The sequence below is a fragment of the Vibrio sabulosilitoris genome, from assembly GCF_055391395.1.
Genome location: NZ_AP029600.1, coordinates 700,345 through 720,593 on the forward strand (window position 1 = coordinate 700,345; position 20,249 = coordinate 720,593).

Below are 20,249 nucleotides of genomic sequence, written 5' to 3' on the forward strand. Positions count from 1 at the left end.
CTTTCATAACTACACCTCTTAAATTGCCCTAGTGGCAAAAATGGCTGCCCTTAGGGCAGCCGAAGACAAAATATTAATTAACGTTTAGCAAGATCACGTGCTACTAGTGAATCCCAGCGTTTAAGGATTTCTGTATAATCCTGTTCTGGGTTCAACATAAACGAAGTCACGTCATTCATCATATCGCGAGTAACATCGACAGGTAGAGCCCCTACAGGGAACGTCACATACTGCATATTGTCTCTAGCTTGTACGTACTCGCTAGCAATATTCATTGGTAAGCCGGATGTACCATTTGTCAGTGTCGTCATCGCTGTATCAGCTTCCAAGAACAGCTTTAGGTTCTCATCATGTGTCCAAAAATCGATCCATTTCTGTGCAGCATCGACTTGACCTGAATCTTTTGGAATTGCCCAACCTGGACCAAGATAATCTAGTGCAATCGCTTTCTCACCATTAATTGAAGGGAATGGTATAAGTGAGAAATTCTCAGGAAGCGAATCCTTTGAGAAGGTGTTAATATTCCATAGCCCTTGAGGCAACATTGCGATACGGCCTGACTGGAACGTCGTCAAGGCTACAGACCAAGGGTCGGTGCCTGCGCTGATTTTTGGATCGAAACATTTTGCATCAATCATGAGTCGGAATGCTTCAAACGCATTCTTCATCGACTCATCATCCGCGAACTTAATCTCGCCATTATTAAATCGTGCGAGACGATCTTGGCTAGGTACATCACCGTCCGCCAAGCCAAGAGCTAGGAAGAAAATGTAAGGAGTCCATGAACCGTTATTACCCGCAAGAAGTGTTGGAGTAATGCCTTTGCTGTTTAACTGATTACAAGTTGATGTGAACTCTGCAATTGTTTGTGGGTATTGTGTAACACCAGCTTTTTCCATCAGATCGTCATTGACGTAAATACCCATGCCAGAGACTTGTAGCATTGCGTAATATGTGCTGTCTTCAAGGCCAAGGTGCGATTGAAGTCCAGGCTGGATACGAGAGATAAACTCTTGGTCACCTATTTCCATAAGTTGACCTGCGCCACCCCAGTGGGTGACAAATTCACGGTCAACCATGATAACATCAGGTGGTGAACCGGCTTGGAAACGAGCAGGAATGGTCGTGACCATATCATTACGTGCCATGTAATTAAGTTTAACTTTAATATCTGGGTATGCAGCCTCGAACTTTTCAATCAGCACAGGAAAGTTTGCAACTTCTGCGCCAGCGCCTTTCCAACTGGCGACTTCTAGCTCGACTTTGCCAGCGGATAAAGCTGATGTCGATAATGTTAGAGCAGTGATAGCTGCAAGTTTCGAGAGTTTCATTGTTATATTCCTTTATGGTGCTTGGTAACGTATCAGGTGAGTTAACTGGTTGAAGAATTGGCTCACCAAACTGTCACTTAGGTTAACAACAGGTTGACTTTCAATGTGTGACTGGCATCAAAATAGTTAAAACAGGATTCGTATAAGGGTCTCTATTAGTCCAAGATATGAATTCAATCACAATAATAAACGAAAACATCAAAAACATATTAACCACTGAGTAGTTTTCGGGTTAGTTTGGTTGATAAGTGATATATCTAGAATTGAAAGGCAGAAAAAATGGCAGATATTAGACTATCCAACGTGAAAAAACGATTTGGCAAAGTACAAACTATTCATGGTGTAGACTTAGATATTGATCACGGCGAGTTCGTGGTTTTTGTAGGTCCATCAGGGTGCGGTAAATCTACGCTTTTGCGTCTAATTGCCGGACTAGAAACTATCTCAGATGGTGAAATATTTATTGATGGTAATCTCATTAATGATGTTGAGCCCGCTGAACGTGGTATTTCAATGGTATTCCAATCTTATGCACTATATCCGCATATGACCGTTGAGGAAAACATGGGCTTTGGCCTTAAAATGAATGGTGTGGCGAAAGATGAGGTAGCGAAACAGGTTGCGTTAGCGGCGAAAACACTTCAACTTGAACCATTGCTTAAGCGCCGACCAAAGGAGCTGTCAGGGGGCCAGCGTCAACGCGTAGCTATTGGCCGCGCAATTGTGCGTAACCCTAGTGCATTCCTTTTTGATGAACCCCTGTCTAACCTTGATGCTGAACTACGTGTTGAGATGCGTTTGCAAATTGCCCGTCTGCACCAAGAAATTGATACCACGATGATTTATGTTACGCATGATCAAGTTGAGGCAATGACTCTTGCAGACAAGATTGTTGTGCTACGCGATGGTAGAATTGAGCAGGTGGGTTCACCTCTAGAACTATACAATAAGCCGGTAAACATGTTTGTTGCAGGCTTTATCGGTTCGCCGAAAATGAACTTCATCAACGCTGAAGTTACCGCCAAAGATAGTAAGTTTATTGAAGTAAAACTTGCGGATGAGCAAGTTGTCTCAATTCCTGTATCTGCAGAGCCAAGTGTTAGCATTGGGACAAGCGTTAAGGTTGGCATTAGACCTGAGCATATCTATGTTGAAGAAGAGAAAGGCAATATTACCATTGACTTTAGTAGTGAAGTGGTTGAACGCTTAGGTAATAGTACCTACTTGTTTGGTCAATTTGCTCAGCGTGAAGGATTTATTGTTCACCACCCTGGTGACAAGAATGTTAGCGCTTACGATAATATCAAACTGTACTTCTCCTCTAGTGACTGTCATGTATTTGACGAAAGTGGGCTGTGCATTAGTAATTAATCTATTGTAATAGTATTGAACTCTCACTCCATGTCAGTAGCTACTATTCTGAGTTTTTGGAGTGAGTGAAATAGCGCGTTCTGTTCTTATAAGCGGCCCTTTCTTAGGGCCGTTTTTCTATCCATTTGTATAAATGATAAAAACCTCAAATAACCTCAAGCTCTGTCTTGCCTTTAGTTCTCTTGTACATTGTGCAGCTCTGCTAAAAAGCCACTTTACGATCAACCCCGTAAAAATTAATTCTGTCTCATTTCGTCGTATGAATGCTTGTTTTGTCTATATTCAAAAAAATAATTCGAAACAACGCATGCGAATTTTGGACGGAAATCGTGCTATTTCGCGCAAAAAAATACCCTCAAACATAAAAGACTGAGGGTATTTGTTATCAGCACAGGTTCCATTTACTTAGCTCATGGGCTCTTGTTGGGCGTGAGCGTCATCAAATGAGGCATTTGTGCTCTAAATCATATATTTGCATGTTAGCCCGCATGAGGATGTTATAGTTAGGGCAACTTCCTTGCCCGGCATACGTTTCACGACTATGAGTGCTCTCCCATGGTATGTCTCTAATACTTTTGAGTTTCTAGGGGTTAGTGATTGATGACTACCATTATCAGACCCCACCCAACCGCCTTCAGGTGCGTCGAAGGAGAATGTGGTCTCTTGATGACGTATCGGTTTAGAAGCACTATCAACCAAGGTGACGGATAGTTGACGGTAGAGGTCAGTTTCCGCTGGGGATTCGTCAATAACTTGAATTGAGCAGGCGTCTCCAGTGGTGGTAATTTCGTGTACCGCTGCTGGCTTGTCATCAATCAAACCAACTAACTTAAGTTGGCCGCAAGTGGAGGGAAGAGCCCAACGAAAGGTGCGGTCTGCCTGATCTTCGAGGGCTTTAACTCCAATGAGTTGATCATTAAGCCACAGTGCAACAGAAGGGCAGTTACTATACGCTTCGACAACAACCCATTCACCATCGGCATAGTTCCAATGTTGCTCACGCTTATCCCACTGCCAGAGTTTGGTTTGCCATTGCTCAGGGTCGGCCTCAAAGGCGCCATATCGTGGCTTATCGAGCTCAAGTTTGCTTTCACTGGCTAAAACTGTAAACCCTTCAACATAGGGCGACGGGTTCCACAGCGAACGAAACAGAGCGTAACTAGGGCCTGTAAATCCGGCTGAGTCTAGTAGACCACTATCCGTGGTGTGGACGGGCCATTTACCATGTGACTCACCCATGTAGTTTATTCCTGTCCAAAGAAAGATCCCTGCAACATGGTCACGTTCCAATACAGCTTTCCATTCATGCCATTGTGGTAAGTTCTCATTGCCAATAATGGGTAGATTTGGTCTCAGTTCGTGTCCGTAGTCATACACAACACGTCGGTAGCTAAAGCCAATGACATCGAGGGCGTCTGCATAGCCTGAATGGTAACTTACAGACGGTAGAATGCAGTTGGCGGTCACCGGGCGGCTCGAGTCCAAACTCTTAACCAAAGAGGATAGCTTGTTTGCGGTGCGACCAATATCCATTTCATCACGGGGTAAAGTCTCAAGCTGCTCAATGATTTTCTCTGGTGAGTTTGGCGGAAGGCTCCAAAAATAGTTACCATCCCAACTGGCGTCGAAAAAGCCGGTAGCTTCGATATTTCTCGGATAGGTCCACTCAATTTCATTGCCAATGCTCCACATGAAGATACAGGGATGATTAATATGAGCTAAAAGCGTATTACTCAAATCACGCGCGTAGTTATCTTGAAAAACCTCGCTGTATCCGCGGCTAATATAGTCTGAGTGTTGTTCACTCATGTTGAGTCGCTTGTCTTTCGGGTAGTCCCATTCATCGAAAAACTCATCTTGCACTAACAGGCCCAGCCTGTCACAGAGATGCAGAAACGCCTTCGAGGCAGGGTTGTGCGCGATTCTAATTGCATTGACACCACACTGTTTTAGTTTCTTCAGTCGACGCGTCCATATCTCATCAGGGACTGCAGCACCGACAATACCACCGTCATGGTGAAGACAAACCCCCTTAATCTTTATGGGTTTATGATTAAGCTTAACTCCCGAGCTTGGGCAAAATTTGACCAGTCTGAAGCCGGTTGTGTCTGTCACATGGTCAACCAGTTGTGAATCGAGGAAAACTTGAGTCTCGACATGGTAAAGGTTAGGGCTGTCAGGGCACCACAGCTTAGGCTGGGCGACTGGAAGTTGAAGCTCACAGGTGACCGGGCCTGAAGATTCGGCTTGAGTCTCTGCTTGACTAACACATTGACCTGTAGCGCTATCAATCAGCTGACTGACGATGGATAGGACATGCCCCTGGCCCTGCGACTCGATTGTCAACGTTTGCCTAACGATACCATCGAGGCTGTCAGAGACTTTAGCTTCTAGGCGATTACCCCAAATTGGAATGTGAACACTGTGGGTTGTGATCAGCGTAACATCTCGATAAATCCCGGAGCCTGTATACCAGCGACTGTCTACATACCGACTTCGGTCTACTTTCACTGTCAGCACATTATCCTGCTGTAACAAGTTGGTTAATTCAATATAGAACGGGGCATAGCCATAGGCTTGGAAGTGTATCTGCTGATCATTTAACCAAAGGGTAGCGTTGTTATAAATACCATCAAAGAGTATAAAGCATCGTTGCTGCTTATTGACAATCGGGTTGGCAAATTGCTTTCTATACCATCCTATCCCGCCAGGGAGATAAGCTGTGGCACCGTCGAATTCTTGTGAGAATGGCGATTCAATACTCCAGTCATGAGGTAGCGTAACGGGTTGCCATTGATCGTTGTTTTGTGAACCATCGTCCAACTGAAATTCCCAGTGCTGATTAAAGCAGGTGGCATTTCTGGGCGTCAATTCCATAAGATAAGTCCTTAAATAAATTTCAGTAAATTAGTTGATGAGTTCTACTAACCAGCCTGAAGCTAACTTAGGCGCAACGAGCTAACGTTTCAGGGAAAATTAGGTGCTAGAAATTAGGCTCAAACTAGCCAAATTTAAGCGGCTTAGGTCATCATCACACTTGAGTAATATTTTCAGTACTTGGCGTTGGGCAGGCTTTGATTGCGAACAGAAGGACTCTTGGCTCCTATCCAGGTAACCAATCTAGATACTTATTGGTTACGAAATAAAGATGCGCAAGGCCGAAAAAGCACTGAACACTGCTATCGTTGCTGCTAGTAAAGGTAAATCAATTGCCCAAAACTGGCAATTAGTTAGCCATAACCAAACCATAAAATTGGTAATTAAGGTGATAGGAAACACACTTTTGACTATTTTTTCCACTTTGTTGTTGGGTGAGGTTCGATGTTTTTCTAAACTGTATTCATTTTAAGTCATTGAATATAAAGCATTAAATCGTATTGATAAAGATTTGTTCCAGTAAGTGGAACGGAAATTTGGTTAACGTTTAGTTGTAAAGTGTTATACCTGTCACTGACTTCTGGTTATCCATTTTGTGATAATAAATTTAATGAAGCGCTATTGGTAAACAGGCTTCATTTATCTATTTACCATTACTCAATCTTTAAGGAAAAAAGATGAAATATAATATCTTGAAGTACTCGGCAGTGTGTTCCAGTCTAATGATCGCATTTTGTGCAAATGCTGCTACCCCAGAGGGATTTCATAGCCACGGTTATCTGGCGTATGGCGTTGGCTTTACCAACGATGAAGTGTTAAACCAAGGCGCATATAACTGGGCGCAAACAGGTGGCAATATTTTCAAGCTTCCAGGCCTGTACCACGCTAATTCTTCAGCCGGCCGTGTGGGTAACGATGGCAACTGGGGCCAATTTCATGGCGACTATGGTATCAATCAAAACGACATGAACTGGGGCGCGCACTTCATGTTCTCGAGTAACTTTAGTGGTGTAGGCGCTAGCCAGACATTTATGCCAGAATGGGTTTATGTTGATGCGCAGGGCGTTTTTCCATCCATGCCTGAGGCAACAGTTTGGGCCGGCCAAAAATACGTCAACCGTGTCTACACCCCTTTGGTCGTCAACGAGGCATATGCCGTTGATGGACGCGGATTTGGTGTAGAGAACCTGCCTGTAGGTAACTCGAAACTCGACCTTGGTCTAACCCGTGACCTCTATAACTCTTATGGCAATATTAAGCAAGGTAACATGGCGATATTCTCGGCAGCTCTGCGTGGTATTGACTTGACCGATTCGGTGAATATGGAGCTATATGCTAACTACGGCACGTATGTTGGTTCGAATCGTGATGAAGAAGTTGATTCAGGCGATACATTCTCAGATCGTAACCCAGATGGCTTCACTACAGGGCTGAAATTTAACCACGCTCCGGGTGGTGCCTTTAGTCATCAAGCATTTTTGCGCTATAGCAGTGAACTACGTGCAGCATCAACGCGAACTTGGGGTTTCGACCCTCGCCCCAGCGAGCAGATTGGCGGGTTCTTTAGTGGTCGCTACCAACTCAACAGTAGCACTACGTTAGAGTACACCTACTCGCACGAAACAGCAAAATATGATGAGAATGCGAGAGCTGGTGATGGTGGTGCTGCTAGTGGTGGTGGCGCGTGGGCGATTAATGCAACAGAGAGTAACTGGGATTCGTTTATCATTCAAGGTAAGTACAATTGGAACACCCGTACCACGACAGTTGTTGAAACTGGCTACGAGCAGATTAAATATAGTGCTGTAAATTCTGCGGACGATGGCACCAACTCTGGTTATAAAGTCACACTGGCGCAACAGTTGCATATTGGTAATGGTCAATGGGACCGCCCATTAATCTACTTCTATCTAACGTATGCAGAGCAAGACGTTGAGACTTACAAACCTTTCGACGGAATTGGTTGGGCATCTTACGATGACAGCATCCTAGGTAAGAAAGATGCATTAACCGCAGGTGTAATGCTTGAGGCTTGGTGGTAAAAACTACTAAATCTATGCAAACTAGTAACCCTGAATCCCCTTTCAGGGTTACTACTCTAACGACGATAATCACGGTACACAGAAGTACCAACCGTACATTGACTTTAGGTAGTAATAGTCAATAGCTGGCGCAAATCACATTTCTACTCATCAATACCTATAGTAAATAAGGTGTCGGGGCACACCATGATGAACGAGGTAAGACGATAGACCAAATTGATGCGATTCTACACCATCCCTTCCCAATATTTTAAATATTCCAGAAAGACGTAACTCTAATACCATGGCTAGTGGATATAGGAAACTATTAGTTCAATAGTCTCGGCGCTTTGGGGCCACTAATGCTTGAGGCGATTCTAGGCTCTTTATTTTTGGTTAACCATACTGTGTGGCGTCTAATATGAGCTGTGCTGGACGGGTTGTTGTGTATCGTATTGATAATTCAAAGCTATGAATATTATACAAAATTTGTGTGTTTTTCTATCTAGTGCACAAAATCCGAATATCAATATATACGTTATCAATTATTGGTCATCGATCACTAAAAAAACTTATTTTGGTATGTACTATTGTTTGTATTGGTTATCCAGTAATTGGGCAAATGAAAGGAGAATATTTGTGAGTTTTAAAAAAAATTCAATCGCGTTAGCTATTTTAGCGACTACTTTGGCGGGTGGCTGCGTTGCGGAAAGCACGGCACAAACAGAGGCCTCGAGTGAGACTGCTTCACAAGATATGAGCAGTGCAGTCGGTAAAATAGTAATGACCGATGAAGGTTTTCTATCGAAAACTGCTTCAACTCATACAAGCTACAGTGTTTCTGGCTCCGATTTAGAGATTGTTTTTGATGCGATTTCGCAAGCCGAAGCCAACTCAAAATGGCCGAATATGAAGTTTCGACCTGAGTCTGGTTCTTATGATTGGAATGCCAAGGGCGGTTTGAAGTTGACGCTTGAAAACCCGGGCAGCGACGAAGTCAGAATTGAGATGAAAGTCGCTGATAACCTTGGCATTATGGGGGCAGCAACACACCAACTTGATCTGCCAATTTACTTGCCAGCAGGAAAAACTACCACCGTTGACTTCTTGTTTAATGGTGCAGATATGAACATCGAAGGATACCGTGGTGGTAGCGAGCTGGATCTACGAAACATCGCAGAGTTCCAATTCTATGCTGTCGGGCCTATCGGTGAGCAAAAAGTAGTTGTCAAAGATATCGACTTTATTGAACGCACAGGTGATTTCGTTGTTTCAGAGGCACGACAAGGTCAATTTATTGAAGCTCAGATCCCAACGCTCTACACATTGACTGACTTTGAGCAAGGTTTAGGGTCTATTGTTGAGCGTCATACTGGTTCTAATATCGAATTGGTGAAAGGTGACCAAGGTGCTGCACTGAAGGTGAACTACACCACAGACGATGATTATCCAACAATCAAGTTTTCTGCTGGGAAGAATGGTGAGGCGTGGGATTTCTCTAACTATGGCGATGTCGCCCTTGCCTTTGATGCTAAAAATGAAAATGACTCAGGCCTTCAGCTTTTTGTTCGAGTCGATGACGCTGTTGATGAAAAATTAGGTGGCACTGCAACCGGCGCTGTCAACAGCCGTACGGGTTACGTTCAGATCCCTGCTAACTCAGAAGGAAAGTACTACTTTACGTTTCAAGACCTTGCTGAGGGTTTAGATTCTGGTATGCGCGGCGAGCCACCGAAAAAAACGTTTGCAGCGAGCCAAGTGGTCTTTGGTTGGGGTGAGCCTAAGTTAGACCTGTCGAATATTGTCAGTGTGCAACTCTATCTGATGAACCCACAAGAGGAAGCGACTATAACCATCGACAGTTTATCGTTGATTCCTAATTTGAGTACAGATACAACACGCTATGTAGGGCTGCTGGATGAGTTCGGTCAGTATGAAGAGGAGACCTGGCACGAGAAAGTGACTGATGTTGAACAGCTACGCAGTCAGGCAGTGGTTGATAAAGAGCTTCTTCAAAATGCTACCTTGATGGACGATCGTTCGAAGTTTGGCGGATGGGCAAAAGGGCCAAAACTCGAAGCAACCGGGTATTTCAGAACAGAAAAAGTCGATGGCAAGTGGGCTCTTGTTGATCCTGAGGGCTACCTCTACTTTGCCACAGGTGTTGACAATATCCGTATGGACGACAGTTACACTGTCACTGGTGTCGATTTTGCTGATGCCGTCGCCGCTGATACTAAGGGAATGCGCCCTAGTCAGGTTCAAGAGGATCGTTACGCCGATGATACACGGGAAAGAGTTGAGGCTTCTTTGCTACGCCGCGGAATGTTCAACTGGTTGCCAGAGTTGAATGATCCGCTAGCGGATAACTACAGCTACACACAGATGATTCATACTGGTCCGCTCAAGCATGGTGAGCTATTTAGTTTCTATTCTGCAAACTTACAACGTAAGTATGAGACCGAGTCAGCACAGGAAGCCATTGATATCTGGAAGGATGTAACACTGGCACGTATGCAAGATTGGGGCTTCACCTCATTGGGTAACTGGACAGATCCTATGTACCGTAAAAATGGCAAGGTGCCATATACAGCACATGGTTGGATCACTGGCGATCACCAACGAGTGAGCACAGGTAATGACTATTGGTGGCCAATGCATGACCCATTTGATCCACAATTCCGTGTATCTGTGGCAACCATGGCTAAAGAGATTGGTGAAGAAGTTGACAATGACCCATGGTGTATCGGTTACTTTGTTGATAACGAGTTGAGCTGGGGTAACACAGTTAATGACACCAATCATTATTCTCTTGCGGTGTCGGGATTACGTGGCAATGTCGAGTCAAGCTCAGCTAAGGCAGCCTTTGACAAACTACTGCAACAGCGTTACGGCTCGATTGGCGACTTTAATGCTGCTTGGGGTGTAGAGGTAGCTTCATGGGAAGAGTTTGGTAAGGGATTTGATTTCCAAGGCGAAATTTCTGACACCATCAGAGCGGATTTGTCCATGCTTCTAGAAGCACTGGCTGACGAATTCTTCGCTGTGGTCAGTGAAGAGATGGAGAAAGTACTACCTAATCACCTATACATGGGCGTGCGTTTCTCTGATTGGGGGATTACTCCAGAGGCAGCTACTGCTGCCGCGCGTTATGTCGATGTGATGAGCTACAACTTGTATGCTACAGACCTAGAATCTAAAGGCGATTGGAGTCGTCTACCGGAGTTGGATAAACCAAGCATTATTGGTGAGTTCCACTTTGGCTCGACAGACTCAGGTCTATTCCACCCTGGCATTATTAGTAGTGATGACCAACAAGGACGAGCAGACGCCTATGCGAAATACATGTACAGCATTATCGACAATCCGTACTTTGTTGGTGCGCACTGGTTCCAGTACATGGACTCTCCAGTAACGGGTCGTGCATGGGATGGTGAAAACTATAATGTTGGGTTTGTTACTGTCACCGATACACCTTATGAACCTCTCGTAAAATCTGCACGAGCGGTTAACAAAGAGCTTTATAATCGTAGATTTGGTTCTGTTAACTAAGATTGTTTGTTGTTAAATTCAAAGCGCTTTTCGTTAAGTTAAGCGCTTTTTTTTTTGCGTTGTCATTAATATAGTGGGTAATAATGTCGTTTAGTATAGTATAAGCGGGTAGTATGTAATTCTATAGCTAAAGTATCCATTTGTAGTAGGTTTAATGTATGAGTGATAAATAGTGAAAGTGGTTTATAGATTAATCTTAATGTTTGTTTTTATTCTTCCTATTCAGTCTTTCGCAGAAATTAGAGTTCCAATGACGTTCCCCGGCAGGGATGAGTTGATATTAGATATCATTGAGCTTGCAATGGAAAAGAGTGGTGAGTCGAAAGTTATCGCCCCCTCTGCTGATTACTATTCTGACGCTAGGCAGGTAGAGGAGTTGCGGCAGGGTAATCTTGATCTTATTTGGGCCGGTGCGTCATCTGAGTTACAAGAACAGCTTCAGGCGATCAAGCTGCCAATATTTAAGGGGTTATCCGGCTATCGAACTTTTGTCATCGCTGCTGGAACACAAGATAGATTTGATGGGATAGATTCTATCGCTTCTCTCAAGGGCCTTAAAGCCGGATTGGGGCGATTTTGGAGCGACACTTTGATCCTTGAAGCATCGGGAATTAATGTAATTAAACCGGTCAAGGCTGATAGTCTTTTTCATATGCTTGACGGAGGTCGGTTTGACTACATGCCACTTGGGATGCATGAGTCTCACGATGTCATCACGTTGCAAAATGGAGGGGATGTTAACTTAGCATTAGAACAGAATTTAATTCTGGCCTACCCATTAGCTATGTACTTCTATGTACAGAAAGATAATTACGATCTATATAATAAATTGAATGATGGTATGGAAATGGCTATCTCTGATGGTAGTTATGATGAGCTGTTTTATAATTCACCATTAATAGTCAATGCGCTAGTTAATAGTAATATTTCTAAGCGAGAGATTATTTATATTGACAATCCAATCTTGCCCAATGATGTGCCATTAGAACGTACAGAGCTATGGCTTGATATTAACAAGTAGGTATGATGATGAAAGGTAATTTGAGTCGAACACTGTCAATATTTCTGATATTTATTGGAGTGTGTTGTATTGCGGTTGGTATTGGCTATAACTACTTTAGTGTAAAAAATCGACTAGAGTCGGTGTATAACGAAGATATCGAATCACAGATCGAGCTCGCGCAGGCATCGTTGGTGGAAGCGGTATTTGTTTATGATTTCGAACAAGCACAAGCAATTGCTGATGCATTAGCCCGATCTGAGTTGTTATTGTCTTTGAAAGTGGTTGATCACCGTGGTAAGACGATTGCTTCTACTGGTGAACAGCAATCACAAGCTCTCATCGAACACAAAATTATTCGCGATGGAGAGGAAATAGGTGCTGTGTATTTTGACTTTGATTCTACCATAGTGCAAAAAGTCTTGGTTAAGGAGATCACCGCTACCACAGCCGGCTTTGTTGCGATCCTGGTAATACTCATAGTTAGTGTCTATCAATTTGTGCGCGTTACTGTTATTGAGCCGATCAACAATGTTAGTAAGTCACTGTCCAACCTCGCAACCGGTAATGCGGACCTTTCCCAGCGGATTGCAGTGCAAAATGACAATGAGATTGGTTTGCTGACCAAGAACTTCAATGCCTTGATGGACAACTTGACGCAGATGATGAGCAGTGTTGCAACAACCGGCAGTTCTATTAGCGTACTTTCGGAGGAACTTTCAGAAGTTGCTAAACGATCAATGCTTGATGCTGATTCTCAGAAGACCTCTATGCAGTCTGCTGCGGTTTCACTCGAAGAAATTAGTGCGTCTGCTGAAAATGTTTATCATAACGCTGAAATCACGTTTGAAAAAACTCAGCTCGCACTATCGTGCTCCGAGGAAGGTGTGCGTATGATCAGTAGCAATGGCAAACTAGCGACGCATTTGTCGGATCAAATTACACTGACTTCAGAGCGAATCGATGCCCTGATCCAATCATCGACCGATATTGGCTCAGTGGTTGAGGTGATACGGAATATCGCTGAGCAGACCAATTTGTTAGCGCTTAATGCTGCGATTGAAGCAGCTCGAGCAGGTGAGCAAGGGCGTGGATTTGCAGTAGTCGCCGATGAAGTTCGCGCGTTGGCACAGAAAACTCAGAACTCGACGGCAGAGATTGAAGCGATAGTGACTAGCTTGCAGGACAATGCCAGTAAAGCAGCGGATTCAATGCAAGTCAGTCAATCCTCCTCGTCACAAGTCACTGTGGCTGCGAATGAGCTAGCGTCTGTTCTTGCGCAAATCTCTGACAACATTGAGTCTATTAATAATATGAACAATGAGGTCGTCGTCGCCACAAAACAGCAGAGCACAGTCACGAAAGACATAGTCAATTACGTAGACGATTTGAGCTCCAGAGCGAACTCTATTGCGACTGGCGCATCAGACTTGGAGCGTAAGACTGACCGACTTCAACAACTGAACTCTACGCTGACAGAACATGTTGAGTACTTCAATGCCTAAGTCATCTCAGTTATCGAGTAAAAGGCCGGTGTTATGATTCGCTCATAGCAAGTTTGGACAAGTCCCATTATCAACTAGCCACTCAGTACGTGGGGATTGTCCAATCATCGTGTTTGTCGATAATGACCGATGCAATTTTCTATACTCGCCTTACAATTCAAATAGAGCGCAAAATAATATTTGCGCTCAGTTTTTAACATCCAGTCGCTTAAGTTAGCAACTAAGCTGGTAGATATCTTATTTCTTGAGGCTAAAGTAACGCAGAGCTGCGTCTCATTAACGTATACCGTCAAATACCTAAGCATCTAAAGGTGCTGATTTTGAAGCGACAATACCGTTTCCCTGTGGCTAAGGCTGGTTTACCGTCTGCATTGGACATCCTTAAGTTGAAGCTACCCAAATCTGAATGGCGCCTTGGTCGTAAACATTGCAAATACTGATGACACCGCGTCTTGCGTTCGTTTAAGTGGTGCCTAACTAGCATTTCTACCCGTCATTCCGCACCTAATTTTAGAATTAAAACAGTGTGATCCAGTGAACATTTAGCAGTGAAAAGGATGATAACATCTTGACCGCGATCTGCAGGTTTGATCTATTACTGTTATTTGACGGTTTTAAACTATGCCTACTCAGCAACCTGTTATTAAGCGTTTGGATCACCTCGGGCTCATTGCTGCATTTTGTCACGAGATTGGCCTATCAAAAATGATAGATTCAGTCATTCCCAAGTACTCTAATCACAACGTTTCCCATGGTGATGCAGTCTTAGCCATGATTCTCAATGGGTTAGGTTTTCACAGTAGAACATTGCATATGTTCTCTGACTTCTTTGAAACCAAACCCATCTCTAAGTTGCTTGCTAAGGATATTGAAGCGCACCATCTCACCGATGATGTACTCGGCCGAACCTTGGATGCGCTGTATGAGGCCGATGTCTCAGCGCTTTATCAGGTCATCGCCGAACGTGTGGTCGATAAACTTGGCCTCGCTAGCGACTCTGTACACCTTGATATCACGAGCTTTCACGTTGATGGTGAGTATGCGCACGAGGAAGATACCAAGGCAATCAAGTTAGTGAAGGGCTATAGCCGAGATCATCGTCCTGAGCTCAATCAGGTGGTTCTTGAGCTCATTTGTGAAAACCAAGCTGGCCTTCCTGTTTATATGCAGGCGCTTAGTGGCAACACCAATGATGCCAAGGCATTCGTTGAAGTCACTAGTAATCATATCCATTGCTTAAAAGCGGCACAGAATAGTCGATACTTTATCGCTGATGCAGCCCTATACACTGAAGAAAGTATCTGCTCACTTGATGAGCAAAAACAAAAGTTCATTACCCGTGTTCCAATGACAATCAAGCAAGCAAAACAAGCACTACTTAGCCTAGAGCCAGAGCAGTTAAGTAAGATTGTAGATGGCTATTCAGGATGTTGGGTAGACTCAAACTATGGCAAGGTTGCTCAGCGGTGGTTGTTGGTTCACAGTGAGCAAGCAACTAAACGAGAAGAAATTACCTTCTACAAGAACTTAGAGAAAAACATCGCCAAAGAAATCAGAGCGTTGAACAAGCTCAGTAAAAAGCCATTTGCATGCGATACTGATGCTGAGCATGCGCTTAAGGAGTTCAAGGCGCAGTGCCTGTTACTAGGCTTTGAACACTCCGCTATCGTCAAAGCTGCTATTTATGCCAATCCAGGTCGTCCGAAGAAAGGCGATGAACCCTCAGGATATCAGTATTTTATAGAGGCCGTGCCGTACACCGACCTAGAAAAAGTGAAGCTAGCAAAGCTCAAAGTAGGCATGTTCATTCTAGCCACTAATGACATCGGCAACGAAAGTCTGACAATGGCAGCGCTTCTAGATCACTACAAGTCTCAACAAAAGGTTGAGCGTGGCTTCCGTTTTCTAAAAAGTCCCGAGTTTTTGACCTCTTCAATATTTTTGAAAAAGCCCCAACGCATTGAAGCGTTACTCATGATAATGACATTGAGTCTGCTAGTTTATGCCAGCTTAGAGCACAAGATCAGAGAGCAACTGGGACAAACCGAGGAGTTTTTCCCGAGTATGGTTAAGAACAAGCAAACATCGAAACCGACTGCACGCTGGGTCTTCTTGAAGTTCGAGGGAATAGATACCTTAGATATTAACGACCAACGATTCATTACAGGGCTTCAAGAGCACCAAACTCGGCTGCTTAGTTTACTGGGTAAGTTCTATGAAGCGGTTTATTCCTGAATAAGGTGCGGAATCTCGGTTCTACGCCCGGCCCGGTCATTAAGATCATATTGCACAGTTAAGATCTTAGTCTCTGCCCACGAATTGAAATACCTGATGGTTATCTGTTGATTTGCCTTTTAGCGGTGATCACTTTCGAGTCGAGAAAAATCGAGTCAAGGAAAAAACGCACCATATTGTTAGCAGTGAGATTGTGATCACGAGAATTGACACAAAATTGTGTTTAGGATTTAAGAATTCGCGAAATTATGTTAAGGAAATTTGCGCGTGACGTGGATAAATTTAGGATCGTTTGCTTCATTTTAGTTAGTCTCTCGCATTCGCGTTAGATGGAACTTAGAAGGAGAGAATCGATGAAAAAGGTATTAATGTGCGCAATGATTATGTTTTCAGCTACGGTTGGGGCCACAGGTTATGGTTCCAGCAATGTACCTGTTGTCGCGTGTTATATCAATGGTGAGTTTGCCACCTACATGCAGATCGTGACATGCCATATTAAAGGTGGCAAAGCGGCTGGGGAAGATGGCTGGAGAGAGACTAAAGGCTGATATAGAAAGACATGGATACTTGTATCCGATATACATTGTGTAACCCTCCCTGGATGGATGGCACTCAGTAATAGAGATGTCTTGGTTTTCGTGCCTTGCGAATTACGCCCAGGGAGTGCGTTTTTTCAATCGGTCGTGGGGGAGTCGTCACTGATTCCCCCTTTCCGTTGTTAGCAATACATCGCGCTTCGCTTGGTGTTTTGGACACCCGATAATCAAAGAGCTTAGCCTAATGGGTGCGGTCAAATTACCCGTAAGATGAGTTACTAGATGGCTAATGGGGCCACTTCTAGCTCACGTTTCAAGTCTACCTATCTAGCAAAGTCCACTAAGTTTACTCAACACGGAAGCTCGTGTGTGCCCCGACAAAAACCTATGTCAACACGCTGTATACGCGTGATGCTTTTCTGGGCGCATCTACTTTTGTCACCCCAACCTCACGATTGCAGTTGTATACGACACGGAGTGCTTGAAAAGCGATTGCTTTCTACTTTGAGCCACTCGTGAAGTCTCAAGACCAGCAGATTGATCTCCTGCGTAGGTAAGGGGCTACTAACCTTACACCAAGGATTTAACCTGGATGGCCAGAGACTTAATATGCGGATTTGCGATTCCCACAGTCTCTCAACCATTTGAGTACAACAACTAATTTGTCAAATACCGACATAGGGCGTCAGTCTACAGTTTTTTGCGGTTTGGCAAAAAACTCATTACCTCATTGGATAACAGGGAGATCGAGACTGGCAAAGTTGTTAAGGCTCACCGCACAGCTGTGGGCTCGAAGACTAAGCTGTCGTTGGCACGCTTTGAACCTGTCTTCTGGTTAGACCTTGGTCGGTGCCTTATCGGCTTTATCGTCATTGTCATAAGGCTAAAGAGGGTTGTGGGGAGACAGGAATTGACGGATAAATACGCACTCATGGGAAGTAACGTGTGCGAAATCACGCAATTTGAACTAACTATAACTCATGTGTTGCACCATTTATCAAATTGGTTTACCTTTTTTGCGTTATTCCAATTTATTGAGGCAAACATGGAAAATCCAGTAAAAAAGCTCAGCTTAGCTAGCCAAAGAGCAATTGAGCGTGGCTATGATAACAAAGGCCCTGAGTGGGTGGTTGAATTCGACGAGTTTGACCTAAAAGGCGACTTTGAATATGAAGAAGGTGTTATTCGTCGAGATCCAACTGCTGTCATTTTGGTCGATGGCACTTACCACTGCTGGTACACTAAGGGTGAAGGCGAGACTCTTGGGTTTACCGGAAATATTGAAGATAAAGTATTTCCGTGGGATTTAACTGAGGTTTGGCACGCAACATCTGAAGACTCGATTACTTGGAAAGAGCAAGGTCCTGCGATCCAGGCCGGAGAACGAGGTCAGTACGATGATCGCGCGGTGTTTACTCCCGAGGTCCTAGTTCATGAAGGCAAATACTATTTAGTTTATCAGACGGTCTGTTCGCCATATACGAACCGTCAGTATGAAGAGATAGCCATTGCATGGTCTGATAGCCCATATGGGCCATGGAAAAAGTCAGAGGCACCTATCCTTTCACCATCAAAAGACGGAGAATGGTCTGGTGATGAAGATAATCGCTTTATAGTTAAGTCAAAAGGAAGCTTTGATAGCCATAAGGTTCATGACCCTTGTCTAATGTATTTCAACAACAAGTTTTACCTTTACTATAAAGGAGAGACGATGGGTGAAGAAATGAACATGGGTGGGCGTGAAATAAAACATGGTGTTGCGATCGCAGACCATATACTTGGCCCATACATTAAGTCTGAGTATAACCCTATCTCCAATAGTGGCCATGAAGTCGCTGTTTGGCATCAAAATGGTGGCATTGCATCGCTAATCACGACTGATGGACCAGAGAAAAATACCATCCAGTGGGCGAAAGATGGGATTAATTTTGAGATTATGTCCTATATCAAGGGAGCACCAGAAGCACTGGGTATCTTCCGTCCTGAGTCGCCAATTGTCGATGATGAACACGCACTTGAGTGGGGATTGTGCCACAAATATGATCCATCATGGAACTGGAACTATATTTGTCGTTATACAGTTAGAAGACAAATCCTTAGCCCAGGGACCTTCCAAAACACGAACTAGTTTTAGCGCCTAATAATTTCTATCGATGGTGTTTTTTGAAAAGTCTCCAAAAGATGCATTTTGGAGACTTTTTTTAACCATAAATAAAGGTATTAGGTGATGATCGGGAAATATTTAAGTATTGGGCAAAACTACTCACATAGAAAGCCGTACCCTAATGATCTCTCGTTATTTGATAGAGTGGAGGTCATTTTACAATATCAATCTAAACTGCCATAAAACTGACGCTCTTCAGCCTAGGTGATAAAAAACAAGCTAGCACCGCATTAGGCTGTTAATCACAGAAGTGTGTAAAATCAGAGCGATTGAGTTTGCTCACTCTATCATGGCCCCTGTCACGTGTGTTTAGCGGCATATCGAGAACATGACAGAGCTAATCCTCTATATTCAAGTGATGAAGTGTGACTCTGTGAATAGAAAATCCTATTCAATATTAAAATTAAAAATCGAATATTAGATGCAGCAGTGATGTGATCAAACAGGCTCAGGCAAGGCTTTGGATAAAAGGGTTTTATTAGCCGTTACTGGATTGATATAAAGAATAGACTAATTATTTCTTTGACTAAAAAAAGAACCCTGTGTATTTAACACAGGGTTAAGCTTGCAGATGGTACCCCCATGTACTTACCTGCTATAGGACCATTCTTACAAAAAGTAAGAAAACACTTTGCTGTCGAGATAAACATTAGCGAAAATAGGTTTACTGGTCAACCAGATGGAGCGTCAAATTGCACCAAATTGCTTGCAAATGAGAGCTAGGTCGAATAATTGCATTTTGGTTAACATATTATTGATTGTAGTAGATGAATTTTGGCGTGCTATAGATATTATATTATACCAATAGCTGGCATTGGTGAGGCTTTGTGTTGACCAGTCATATAATGGAAGCAAGTGATTTATGACATTATTAACAACGAAACGTAGATATTTTGATGTGGGGACTCAGATTGAAGGCCTACTGCACTCGGGTGTATTCAAAGTTGGAGAACGACTACCATCTGAACGTGAATTAAGTGAGATGCTAGATACCAGCAGAGCAACGATTAGAGAAGCTATTATTATGCTGGAGTTGAAAGGTTTAGTTAAGGTCAAACAAGGAGCGGGCATTTATTTTATTGATGCTGACGACAATCTCCCTTCTTCAATACTCCCCCCAAAAAGTGACGTTGGACCGTTCGAATTACTTCAAGCACGTCAAGTTATTGAAAGTACCATTGCCGCGTTTGCAGCAAGTCATATTAAGTTCAATGAGCTGCAAGAACTTAAAAAAGTTCTTGTTGAGCAAGAGAAAGAACTTCACGGAAACAGTGAAAAATTCGAAGAGCTTGATCAAATTTTCCATCAAATGATTGCCGAGTCGACCCAAAACCGAGTGCTAATTGGTCAAACGAATCAAATGTGGAGCTCAGTAAGGATTCAAAACCCCTTGTGGTCTGAGCTAAATCATAAATACCTTCATGAGACAGAGCTAAGGCGAGGTTGGCTTGAGGATCACAAACGGATCTTCATTGCTTTGCAAAGACGCTCTTCTGAAGACGCTCGAGAGGCAGTTTGGAACCATATAGAGCAGAGCCGCCAAGAACTGATGAAGTTGGTTAGAGTTGAAGGGCCTGATACGGCACTCGATGATTTGTTTTTCGCTCAAGACTTTTAGTTTTGAAGCGGAACGGTGGTTCAAATAGTATTACAAGTA

The 20,249-nt window shown here is 43.6% G+C and carries 11 protein-coding genes; 9 read left to right on the forward strand and 2 right to left on the reverse strand.

Annotation, left to right across the window (positions count from 1 at the left end; translation table 11 throughout):
• Positions 1 to 77: 77 nt before the first annotated feature.
• Complete coding sequence (locus ACZ5R2_RS18865; RefSeq protein WP_464903070.1) at positions 78 to 1,331, reverse strand: ABC transporter substrate-binding protein; 1,254 nt, start codon at positions 1,329 to 1,331, stop codon at positions 78 to 80.
• A gap of 279 nt (positions 1,332 to 1,610) precedes the next feature.
• On the opposite strand from ACZ5R2_RS18865, the gene ACZ5R2_RS18870 reads away from it, so the two are divergent.
• Positions 1,611 to 2,702, forward strand: a complete 1,092-nt coding sequence (locus ACZ5R2_RS18870) for an ABC transporter ATP-binding protein (protein ID WP_464903069.1) — start codon at positions 1,611 to 1,613, stop codon at positions 2,700 to 2,702.
• 459 nt (positions 2,703 to 3,161) lie between these two features.
• Here the strand turns inward: ACZ5R2_RS18870 and ACZ5R2_RS18875 are convergent, their stop codons facing one another.
• A complete protein-coding gene (locus ACZ5R2_RS18875; RefSeq protein WP_464903068.1) occupies positions 3,162 to 5,579 on the reverse strand; it encodes a glycoside hydrolase family 2 TIM barrel-domain containing protein in 2,418 nt (805 codons plus the stop codon).
• Positions 5,580 to 6,256: 677 nt separating this feature from the next.
• On the opposite strand from ACZ5R2_RS18875, the gene ACZ5R2_RS18880 reads away from it, so the two are divergent.
• The 8 genes from ACZ5R2_RS18880 (at position 6,257) to ACZ5R2_RS18915 (ending at position 20,210) form a co-directional block, all read left to right on the forward strand.
• Positions 6,257 to 7,621 carry a carbohydrate porin gene (locus ACZ5R2_RS18880; RefSeq protein ID WP_464903067.1) on the forward strand — a complete coding sequence of 455 codons (1,365 nt, stop codon included), beginning with the start codon at positions 6,257 to 6,259 and terminating at the stop codon, positions 7,619 to 7,621.
• A gap of 618 nt (positions 7,622 to 8,239) precedes the next feature.
• The gene (locus ACZ5R2_RS18885; RefSeq protein ID WP_464903066.1) at positions 8,240 to 11,152 is read left to right on the forward strand and encodes a beta-galactosidase; all 2,913 of its coding nucleotides are present in this window, start codon (positions 8,240 to 8,242) and stop codon (positions 11,150 to 11,152) included.
• 199 nt (positions 11,153 to 11,351) lie between these two features.
• Positions 11,352 to 12,173 (forward strand): diguanylate cyclase, encoded by an 822-nt coding sequence (locus tag ACZ5R2_RS18890; RefSeq protein WP_464903065.1) that lies wholly within the window; start codon positions 11,352 to 11,354, stop codon positions 12,171 to 12,173.
• A gap of 8 nt (positions 12,174 to 12,181) precedes the next feature.
• Complete coding sequence (locus ACZ5R2_RS18895) at positions 12,182 to 13,657, forward strand: methyl-accepting chemotaxis protein (protein WP_464903064.1); 1,476 nt, start codon at positions 12,182 to 12,184, stop codon at positions 13,655 to 13,657.
• A gap of 621 nt (positions 13,658 to 14,278) precedes the next feature.
• Positions 14,279 to 15,892, forward strand: a complete 1,614-nt coding sequence (locus ACZ5R2_RS18900; protein WP_464903063.1) for an IS1634 family transposase — start codon at positions 14,279 to 14,281, stop codon at positions 15,890 to 15,892.
• Between the two features lie 353 nt (positions 15,893 to 16,245).
• Positions 16,246 to 16,440 (forward strand): hypothetical protein, encoded by a 195-nt coding sequence (locus tag ACZ5R2_RS18905; protein ID WP_464903062.1) that lies wholly within the window; start codon positions 16,246 to 16,248, stop codon positions 16,438 to 16,440.
• A 1,033-nt stretch (positions 16,441 to 17,473) separates the two neighbouring features.
• Positions 17,474 to 18,556 (forward strand): glycoside hydrolase family 117 protein, encoded by a 1,083-nt coding sequence (locus ACZ5R2_RS18910; protein ID WP_464903061.1) that lies wholly within the window; start codon positions 17,474 to 17,476, stop codon positions 18,554 to 18,556.
• Positions 18,557 to 19,454: 898 nt separating this feature from the next.
• On the forward strand, positions 19,455 to 20,210 hold the full coding sequence (locus ACZ5R2_RS18915) for an FCD domain-containing protein (RefSeq protein WP_464903060.1): 756 nt from the start codon (positions 19,455 to 19,457) through the stop codon (positions 20,208 to 20,210).
• Positions 20,211 to 20,249 lie beyond the last annotated feature (39 nt).